The sequence below is a fragment of the Ruegeria sp. YTSA108 genome, from assembly GCF_059610185.1.
The window spans coordinates 1-9,118 of the sequence record NZ_JBXWND010000027.1; the positions used below are offsets into that span (position 1 = coordinate 1).

A 9,118-nucleotide genomic window follows, 5' to 3' on the forward strand; every position below is an offset into this window, starting at 1 on the left:
AAACCATCATCTCAATGGATCACAGGCCAATGATGCACTAACAATCAAATTGAACCAGTCAGATGAGGCTGCTCAACAATCAATCATTCATAAGGGAGTAGCAGTTGTTTTAGCCCTCGAAAAGTTTGATGTTAGGTTTGAAACTCTGTCGCTTTGGGCTCACACTGGACGTCGAATGCGATGCAGCATCCGGTGATATGCTGCACCGGTCAACGTCGGGTCGTCGAAGTGGGAGGGAATGGCGGTTCGGAGGATCAGTCATGGAAACACCAAACTTACCCGCCATTCGCGCGCTTCGCCCGGCCTGAAACAAGGGCCGGATCGTAGGACAAAAGCGCCCTCTGAAACCAAAACACATCTGGGCGATCAGGGTTGGACTTGAGCTAGCCAAAATCCACCGGGACTTTGTCGTCTTCAATATGGCAATAGACAACAAGCTCCGAGGCTGCGATCCGGTCCGAATGCAGGTGGTCGATGTAATGGCCTCCGGACAGGTCAAGGAACGAGCCTCCGTTCTGCAGAGTAAGACGCAGAAGCCGGTGCGTTTCGAGATCTTCGAAGGCAGACGTTTGTCAGTCGCGAAGTGGATGGAAAACCCGCTGATGGTTGGTTCGGAATACCTTTGGCCTGGCCGGTTTCATGAACGACTTCATATATCAACGCGCTAATATACGCGGATCGTACGGGATTGGGTCACTTTGAAAGTGCCTTATTACGGGGCTTATAGTTTCCACGCTTCTTTGGTGCGGGTTCGTTGGCATCAACGATAGCAACCAGTTCAGCTATATTCCAGAGGCGATCAGTCAAACCCGCTTCCATTGGAGGTGTCACCTTTAACGTCTGATGCACCTTCACAGAGTTGTAGTACATGAAACGCAGCGCAACGGAGTGCATGCGGTTTTCAACCTTCTTGCTGAAACCACTTGTCAGGCGGGAAAAACGGCGCATGGGCATACGCATGGTCAGGTTTTGACACTCAACATTCGACGTGCTGATCATAGATTTGTCGGTGCGACCTGACCTAGCTCGCCAAGGTGACTTTGCAGAGCGTTGATCAATTGCGTGCGCTGCCGAGCCAACAATTCCCGGGACCGAAGAACCATCGCTGACGCCTAGGTCTCTTCACGCTTCACAGCAACAATGCGCATCGTTGGTCGACTTGCAGCTTCACAGTTCTGCTTCTGCATCGCCCATATCGTTCTTCTGACGTTAGACGAATGGCTTCACGTGGCCGGATTGATCAGCCTGACTTTGTGACCCAAACGACCGATCTCGCGCGCCCGATAATGCGCACTGGTGCAGGCCTCCATTGCAAACACGCTACGCGGGAATTTGGCAAAGTACTCGAGGACCTGGCCCCTGCGCAGTTTCTTCTGAAGAACCGGGTGACCTGTTCTAGCCGCTCCGTGCACCTGGAACACATTCTTCGCCAAATCCAGGCCAATCATGCCAATCTCTTCCAGTGACGCCTCCATTCAGTTTGTTTGCAAACCCACAATGGCACACCGAGGCCAGCGGGGGCGTCTACACCTTCAGAACCGTTCAAGGGTCGTGTTGTGGCCAAGTCGTTGGTCCTGGGTTTGAGGTCAATGAAGTTGCGCGACGACATGATCTACGGCCCAATCACCTGTCGACGTGGCAACGTTTGGCAATGGACGGCTATACGTCATCAGATGTTTTGAGACAGATGGCGGTTTGGCTTTGTTGTGTCATCGCTCATCTGGTTTCAAGCAGTACGGATGGTGGCATTCCAGACGTCAAATAGCTCAAAACGTTTAAGAACGATGCGCTCAAATAATGATCTGGATCAAAATGTACCAGCCTCAGAACGATTATGCAGTAAACTCAGAAAAGGAATCAGAGATAGCCAGGTCAAAGCGATATGAGTCAACTGACCAGCCGACGCGCATTTTTGGGCGTCACCGCATTCCGGGAGGACAGTAATCTTGTTCGACCTCCGGGTTCGGTTGTGCCTGGTTTTGCAGATCAATGCAGTAAATGTGGCGACTGTGTCGAAGCTTGCCCCGAAAGTGTGATTGCCATTGGTCAGGATGGGTATCCGGTGTTTCAACCCACCGAGGGTCCCTGCACTTTTTGTGGGAGTTGCGCTCAATCCTGTCCCACGGATGCCCTGGACATAGAACGCCTGCAAGATTGGCCGTGGCGCGCGTCGGTCGAAGCTGCGTCCTGCCTGTCTGTCAACGGTGTCAGCTGCCGAGTGTGTCAGGATAATTGCGATCAGAACGCCATCAGCTTCAGGCTGCAAATGGGTGGCCGCGCGGATCCATCTTTAGACCTCGACGCCTGCACTGGCTGTGGGTCGTGTATGGTGTCATGCCCGGTCGATGCCGTCACATTGAAACGCAAAACCATATCTCAAACGGAAGTCAGCCAATGAATATCTGCGGATGCCTTTTACATATCGCACCAGCGCAGGCACTGGCGGCGTCCGAGGCAATGAAAGTCACGGTCGGTGTCGAAATTCACGCCGAGGCCGAAGACGGCCGTTTCGTAATTGTTGTCGAAGACACGCCGACACGCCTTGCGTCCGAGATCATCATGGACCTGCACCAGATCCCCGGGGTGATTTCTCTGACGTTAACGTACCACCATTTCGAGGACACTGCGGACAGCCATCCGCATCCCGATGCCCCAAGCCAAACCACCAGCCGGAGGCCCACGCTATGACCATATCAGAAACTCGTCGGACATTCCTCAAGGCCTCAGCGGCCGCAGCGACGGCCTCTGCCGCAGGTATTCCTTTGGCCACTGGTCAGGCCGCCGCGCAGGTGGGCACCCCTGACATTCGCTGGGACAAGGCCGCCTGCCGGTTCTGTGGCACCGGCTGTTCTGTGCTGGTAGGTACCAAGGACGGGCGTGTTGTCGCCACTCAGGGTGACCCTGACGCGCCGGTCAATCGCGGGCTGAACTGCATCAAGGGCTATTTCCTGTCCAAGATCATGTATGGCAAGGATCGCCTGACCACCCCATTGCTGCGCAAGACCAACGGCGAATATGACAAGAACGGTGAGTTTGAGCCGGTCAGTTGGGACGAAGCCTTTGACGTCATGGCTGCCAAATGGAAAGAGGCGCTGGCCAAGAAGGGCCCGACCAGTGTCGGCATGTTCGGGTCAGGCCAGTGGACGGTTTGGGAAGGCTATGCTGCTTCGAAATTGATGAAAGCCGGGTTCCGGTCCAACAATATCGACCCCAACGCGCGGCACTGTATGGCGTCCGCGGTCGTGGGCTTTATGCGTACCTTCGGAATTGACGAGCCGATGGGTTGCTATGACGACCTGGAACACGCGGATACTTTCGTGCTGTGGGGATCGAACATGGCCGAAATGCACCCGATCCTGTGGTCGCGCCTGACCGACACGCGCCTGACCAAGCCGGGATGCGAAGTGCATGTTCTATCGACATTCGAACATCGCTCGTTCGAGCTTGCCGATAATGGCCTAGTGTTTAACCCGCAGACCGATCTGGCGATCCTGAATTACATCGCCAATTACATCATTCAGAACGGCGCGGTGAACGAAGAGTTTGTCAACAAGCACGTCAACATCACCAAAACCGCCACCGATATCGGTTATGGTCTGCGCGATACAAACGCGCTGCAGCAAGAGGCAGAGAACCCAAACTCGGGCAAGCTCGAGACAATCAGCTTTGAAGAATACGCCGAGGCGGTCGCACCTTATACGCTGGAATACACAGCCGAACTGTCTGGCGTGCCCGCCGATAAACTTGAGAAGCTGGCGCAACAATATGCAGACCCGAACCGCAAAGTGATGAGCTTGTGGACCATGGGTTTCAACCAGCACACCCGCGGATCGTGGGTGAATTCGCTGATGTATAATGTGCACCTTCTGGTTGGTAAGATCTCTGAACCCGGCAACTCGCCTTTCTCGCTGACCGGTCAGCCCTCGGCCTGTGGAACCGCGCGTGAGGTGGGCACGTTCGCCCACCGCCTGCCTGCAGACATGGTGGTGGCAAATGACGAACACCGTCAGATTTGCGAAACCGCCTGGAATATCCCGGCAGGCACTATTCCACCTAAGCCCGGGTTCCATGCGGTCTTGCAGCACCGGAAGCTGAAGGATGGTGAACTGAATGCCTATTGGGTGCAGTGCAACAACAACATGCAGGCGGCACCCAATATCAACGAGGAAGGTTACCCGGGTTATCGCAACCCGGAAAACTTCATCGCAGTTTCTGACCCTTATCCAACGGTCACGGCTGTCTCTGCCGATTTGATCCTGCCCACCGCCATGTGGGTCGAAAAAGAAGGCGCCTATGGCAACGCGGAACGCCGTACTCAGTTCTGGCGCCAGCAGGTGAAAGCGCCAGGAGAAGCAAAATCTGACCTGTGGCAGTTGATGGAGTTTTCGAAGCGCTTCACCGTTGAAGAGGTCTGGGATGAAGAACTGCTGGCCAAGATGCCCGAACACCGCGGCAAGACCATGTATGATGTGCTTTACGCCAACGGATCGGTGGACAAGTACCCGCTAGCCGAAACTGCGGAAGGCTTTGACAACGACGAATCCGAGCATTTTGGGTTCTACGTTCAGAAAGGCCTGTTTGAGGAATATGCCGAATTTGGCCGTGGTCACGCACATGACCTTGCACCGTTCGAAACCTACCATCAGGCGCGCGGGTTGCGCTGGCCGGTCGTGGACGGGCAAGAAACCCTTTACCGCTTCCGCGAAGGGTACGATCCCTATGTGCCCGAAGGCGCGGATGTTAAATTCTACGGTCACAAGGACGGCAAGGCAAAAATCATCTTTGCCCCCTACGAACCCGCCGCAGAAGAGCCGGACGAAGAATATGATCTGTGGCTGTCGACCGGTCGCGTCCTGGAACATTGGCATTCAGGCTCGATGACACGCAGGGTGCCGGAACTGCACCGGGCCTTCCCGTCGGCAGTTGTCTATATGCATCCACAAGACGCCAAGGATCGCGGCCTGCGCCGCGGGCAGGAAATCGTGTTGTCGACCCGCCGTGGTGAGGTCACCAGTCGGGTTGAGACACGCGGGCGTAACAAGGTGCCGCGCGGCTTGGTCTTTATGCCGTGGTTTGATGAGCATCAGTTGACCAACAAGCTGACGCTGGATGCAACTTGTCCGCTGTCGAAGGAAACCGACTACAAGAAATGCGCCTGTAAGGTCGAGCGCGCGTAATCGGCACGGATCGCAAAGGTAATCCCCATGCCCCTCGCCAAGACTCCTCTTTCGCCGAAACGTCGCCGTTTCCTTCAGGATACGGCGCGTGCGGCAGGCGGCTGTGTGGTCGGCGGGTCACTGCTGGCCTGGCTGGCCCGCGACGCCCGTGCATTGTCGGCCGAGGCTTTGCGCCCCCCCGGCGCGCTGCCAGAGCGGGAGTTCTTGTCGGCCTGCATTCGCTGCGGGCTGTGTGTGCGAGACTGCCCCTATGATACCTTGAAACTGGCCGAGCTTGGGTCGGATGCCGGGGCGACGGGCACGCCATATTTTATCGCTCGCGATGTGCCTTGTGAAATGTGCGACGATATTCCTTGTGTTGCCGCCTGCCCGACCGGTGCGCTAGATCCCAAGTTGGATAACATTGACGATGCCAAAATGGGCGTCGCGGTTTTGGTCGATCAGGAAAACTGCCTGAACTTCCTGGGATTGCGGTGTGACGTTTGTTACCGTGTCTGCCCGGTGATTGACGAAGCGATCACTTTGGAAACGGCGCATAACGCCCGCTCGGGCCACCATGCAATGTTTATCCCAACCGTACATGCCGACCGCTGCACCGGCTGTGGCATGTGCGAAAAAAGCTGTGTTCTGCCAGAAGCCGCAATCAAGGTATTGCCGGCACGTCTTGCGCGGGGCAGCAGCGCGGATCATTACCGCAAAGGTTGGGAAGAAAAAGATGCCAAGGGCGCGCCGGTTGTTGAAGGCATAATCGACCTGCCCGACCGCCTGCCCGGCCCGGGGGTCGACAACCTGATCGCACCGGGTGGTTTTGAACCCGGCTATGATCTTCCAGGGGTGGGACAATGACCACCCGCACACATATGCCCATAGGCCAAGAAGCCGTGGCGATCAAAGGCTGGGTCGGCGCGCATAAATACCTGATACTGCGCCGTATCAGTCAGCTGTTCTTTCTGGTCCTGTTCCTGTTGGGACCCTGGTTCGGCATCTGGGTCGTAAAAGGTACCTTGGCAGGATCGCAGACCCTGGGTGTACTGCCGCTGACGGACCCATTCATCCTGTTGCAAAGCATCATCGCCGGGCATTGGCCGGCGATGACCGCTTTGATTGGCGGCTTGATCGTCGTGGTGGCCTATGCGCTGGTCGGGGGCCGCGTCTATTGCTCGTGGGTCTGTCCGATCAACCCGGTGACCGACGCCGCCAACTGGTTGCACAGGCGGTTGGATTTGCCGAAAGGTTGGCAACCTAAACGGCGCACGCGGTTGTGGATATTGGCCACCGCGCTGATCGTCTCGGGCCTCACCGGCGTGATCGCATGGGAGATTATCAACCCAATCACCATGCTGCATCGCGGCCTTATCTTTGGGGCCGGTTTTGTCTGGGCCATGGTCGTTGCGATCTTTGTCTTTGATGTGCTTGTCGCCCGTCACGGCTGGTGCGGCCACATATGCCCGGTCGGTGCGTTTTATGGCCTGATCGGCACCAAAAGCCTGTTGCGGGTCAGCGCGGTTAACCGCTCGGCCTGTGACGATTGCATGGATTGCTACGCCGTCTGCCCCGAAAACCACATCATTTCGCCCGCGCTGAAGGGCAAGCCGGGTGCCACGCCGCTGATCCTGTCAACCGACTGCTCAAACTGCGGTCGCTGTATCGATGTCTGTGCAGTTGATGTCTTCAAATTTACTCACCGGTTCGACGACCAAGTCGCCGCACCTTCCGATCCAGTTCCCGCGCCTGAACCGCGCGTAGCCAGACCTATTTAAGGGAGTGCCGAGATGAACAAGCCAATCCTCACAGGTGTCGTCGCCCTGATCCCCGTTATATTCCTGAGCGGGTTCGTCCTTGCGCAATCTGCGACGGTGCAAACCCTGCGTGGCGCCGAGGTGGATGAACCCATTCCGTTGGACCGGATTCACAAGAACGTGGAAGGACGGATGCAGCGCAACTATCGCCAGCAACCACCGCTTGTCCCCCACTCGATCGAGCAATACCAGATTGACGTGCGCACCAATCAATGCCTGTCCTGCCATGACTGGACCAAAGCCGGGGAACGCAATGCGCCGACCCTGTCGATGACCCATTATCTGGATCGTGACGGCAATGAGTTGGATCACATCGCCGGGACCCGTTATTTCTGCAACCAGTGCCACGTGCCTCAGGCAGATGCGCCTGCGTTGGTCGACAACGTGTTTGAACCCTCGTCCGGCAACTAATCCAACGCATGTCTGAAAGGAGCACCAAGATGGCAGACTCCCCCGAAAACCGCGGTTGGATCCGCCGCCTCTGGAACGCGATCTGGACCCCGGCTGTTATGTTCAGCTCGGGCTTTCTGATCCTCGCCGGGTTTCTGGCCGGTATTCTGTTCTGGGGTGGGTTCCACTGGACATTGGAACTGACCAATACCGAGGAATTCTGTACCTCGTGCCACACGATGGAAACCAATCTGGGCGAATACCGCGAGACGATCCACTATAACAACCACTCCGGTGTCCGCGCGATCTGTTCTGACTGCCACGTGCCACATGAATGGAACCACAAGATCAAGGCCAAGATCATGGCTGTTAAAGATGTCTATCACGAGCTTGCCGGAACCATCAGCACGCCTGAGAAATACGAAGCGCATCGGCTAAGTATGGCTTCGGCGGTCTGGAAAAAGATGAAGGCCTCTGACAGCCGCGAGTGCCGCAACTGCCATAACTTTGACTATATGGATTTCACCATTCAAGAAGCACGCGCTGCATCGGAACATCAGCGGGCAATTGACAACAACATGACCTGCATCGACTGCCACCAAGGCATCGCACACAGCCTGCCGCAGGGTTATCAGGAAGAATACCAGAAAATCACCGATGCGCTGGCTAATAAATCCGCAGGTAACTTGCAACAACAGGTTGCAGACGGCAGCGCAGAAATCCGGTCATACCTGACCACACAGTCGGACTGAAAAGGGGTAAGTTATGCTGGAACTTCTGGGAACAATCGGCGGCAACATCATCGGCCTTCCAGGCATTCTGGGCGTTGCGCTTGGCATGATGACGCGCCGCCTCTGGCTGGGGGCCATGATGGGCGGTTTGATCGGCATTGTTGGGACGCTGCTGTTTGCCCATTGGGACTTTGCCAATGTTGCAACGACCGAACTTTTGATCGCCATTGTTGTGGGTCTGTGTGCCGGGACACTGGGTTCTGCGATCCGTATCAAAGGGGCAACGGTCTAACAGAAAGACCGAAGCGTGCTGGGCAATGGCGGCGTAGTGATTGGTCCTTTACCCGATGCTCTGGGGTAGATAGCGGCTAGGTGCAGAAGGGCTCTGATGGAATGGACATCCCCTGATTTCTCATCTGATAGGTTTTCGAGATGGAAGCCGTCAGAACTATCGAGCAATCCGTGCCGAGGGACCATTGCTCACGTTGGTGTAGATTTTCAGCTGCAGCCCACGCGCCACTGGAGCATTCGACCACGCCTTGTAATGGACAGGTATTACGACATCTAGCTGCAATAAAATAGATATCATATCAAACCCTTAAAGATAGTGTTTCAGCCAAATTGATTCAGGAAAGTAGGCCTCAATGAGTCCACCGCAGATTGATTCCATATCTTATTGCGCACAATGGCGCCCCTAAGCGCGTAATCCTAGGAACCATGATTGGCCTGGCAAGATCCGGGCTCTGCTTGTCCTACTCCCACCATTTTGTACTGCGCAAAAAAAACAACCTGTTCTGGCGCAAAAAGTAACAGCGCAGCCCGCACCGCCGCACTTGTTTTAGGGCCAGCAGGATTTGGACAAGCCAAACGCCTCTGGCCATCTGGGGTAAGACGCTGCCTTTCCCCTCGGGCAACCCTATTAGACAACACCGTGTCCTCGGCTGCGCCTATGGACCGCACAAGACGCTGTACAATCGATGGAAACGGTGGAGCGACAAGGGCATCTTCGCGCGAATGATGG

The 9,118-nt window shown here is 55.9% G+C and carries 10 protein-coding genes and 2 pseudogenes; 10 read left to right on the plus strand and 2 right to left on the minus strand.

All coding sequences use genetic code 11. The annotated features are described in order from the left end of the window. Positions 1-196, plus strand: a 196-nt coding sequence (locus AC2FHW_RS19670) for a hypothetical protein (protein WP_281973979.1), incomplete at its 5' end; no start/stop codon positions are given. A 497-nt stretch (positions 197-693) separates the two neighbouring features. Here AC2FHW_RS19670 and AC2FHW_RS19675 read toward each other — a convergent pair. Beyond that, positions 694-1,029 (minus strand): annotated as a pseudogene (locus tag AC2FHW_RS19675) (IS1 family transposase); the annotation flags it as partial. Continuing rightward, positions 1,011-1,475, minus strand: a pseudogene (locus tag AC2FHW_RS19680) (IS110 family transposase); the annotation flags it as partial. The pseudogenes AC2FHW_RS19675 and AC2FHW_RS19680, both read right to left, overlap by 19 nt. On the opposite strand from AC2FHW_RS19680, the gene AC2FHW_RS19685 reads away from it, so the two are divergent. From AC2FHW_RS19685 to AC2FHW_RS19725, 9 genes are all read left to right on the plus strand, one after another. Then, positions 1,463-1,765: a transposase gene (locus tag AC2FHW_RS19685; RefSeq protein ID WP_496690626.1), complete on the plus strand. Its 303-nt coding sequence runs from the start codon at positions 1,463-1,465 to the stop codon at positions 1,763-1,765. The pseudogene AC2FHW_RS19680 and the gene AC2FHW_RS19685 overlap by 13 nt on opposite strands. A gap of 117 nt (positions 1,766-1,882) precedes the next feature. After that, the gene (napF, locus tag AC2FHW_RS19690) at positions 1,883-2,398 is read left to right on the plus strand and encodes a ferredoxin-type protein NapF (RefSeq protein WP_496702283.1); all 516 of its coding nucleotides are present in this window, start codon (positions 1,883-1,885) and stop codon (positions 2,396-2,398) included. Continuing rightward, complete coding sequence (locus AC2FHW_RS19695) at positions 2,395-2,688, plus strand: chaperone NapD (RefSeq protein ID WP_496702285.1); 294 nt, start codon at positions 2,395-2,397, stop codon at positions 2,686-2,688. Before napF ends, AC2FHW_RS19695 begins: the two co-directional genes overlap by 4 nt. Further along, the gene (napA, locus tag AC2FHW_RS19700) at positions 2,685-5,177 is read left to right on the plus strand and encodes a nitrate reductase catalytic subunit NapA (protein WP_496690623.1); all 2,493 of its coding nucleotides are present in this window, start codon (positions 2,685-2,687) and stop codon (positions 5,175-5,177) included. Before AC2FHW_RS19695 ends, napA begins: the two co-directional genes overlap by 4 nt. A gap of 27 nt (positions 5,178-5,204) precedes the next feature. Then, positions 5,205-6,023: a ferredoxin-type protein NapG gene (gene napG / locus AC2FHW_RS19705; RefSeq protein ID WP_271952794.1), complete on the plus strand. Its 819-nt coding sequence runs from the start codon at positions 5,205-5,207 to the stop codon at positions 6,021-6,023. Beyond that, positions 6,020-6,937 carry a quinol dehydrogenase ferredoxin subunit NapH gene (napH, locus tag AC2FHW_RS19710; protein ID WP_271952791.1) on the plus strand — a complete coding sequence of 306 codons (918 nt, stop codon included), beginning with the start codon at positions 6,020-6,022 and terminating at the stop codon, positions 6,935-6,937. The genes napG and napH overlap by 4 nt, the downstream gene beginning before the upstream one ends. A 12-nt stretch (positions 6,938-6,949) precedes the next feature. After that, positions 6,950-7,387, plus strand: coding sequence for a nitrate reductase cytochrome c-type subunit (locus AC2FHW_RS19715; RefSeq protein ID WP_185956760.1), 438 nt, complete (start codon positions 6,950-6,952; stop codon positions 7,385-7,387). A gap of 29 nt (positions 7,388-7,416) precedes the next feature. Beyond that, positions 7,417-8,118: a NapC/NirT family cytochrome c gene (locus tag AC2FHW_RS19720; RefSeq protein WP_185956761.1), complete on the plus strand. Its 702-nt coding sequence runs from the start codon at positions 7,417-7,419 to the stop codon at positions 8,116-8,118. A gap of 13 nt (positions 8,119-8,131) precedes the next feature. Further along, positions 8,132-8,389 (plus strand): hypothetical protein, encoded by a 258-nt coding sequence (locus AC2FHW_RS19725; protein ID WP_142640413.1) that lies wholly within the window; start codon positions 8,132-8,134, stop codon positions 8,387-8,389. The last annotated feature ends 729 nt before the right edge of the window (positions 8,390-9,118 follow it).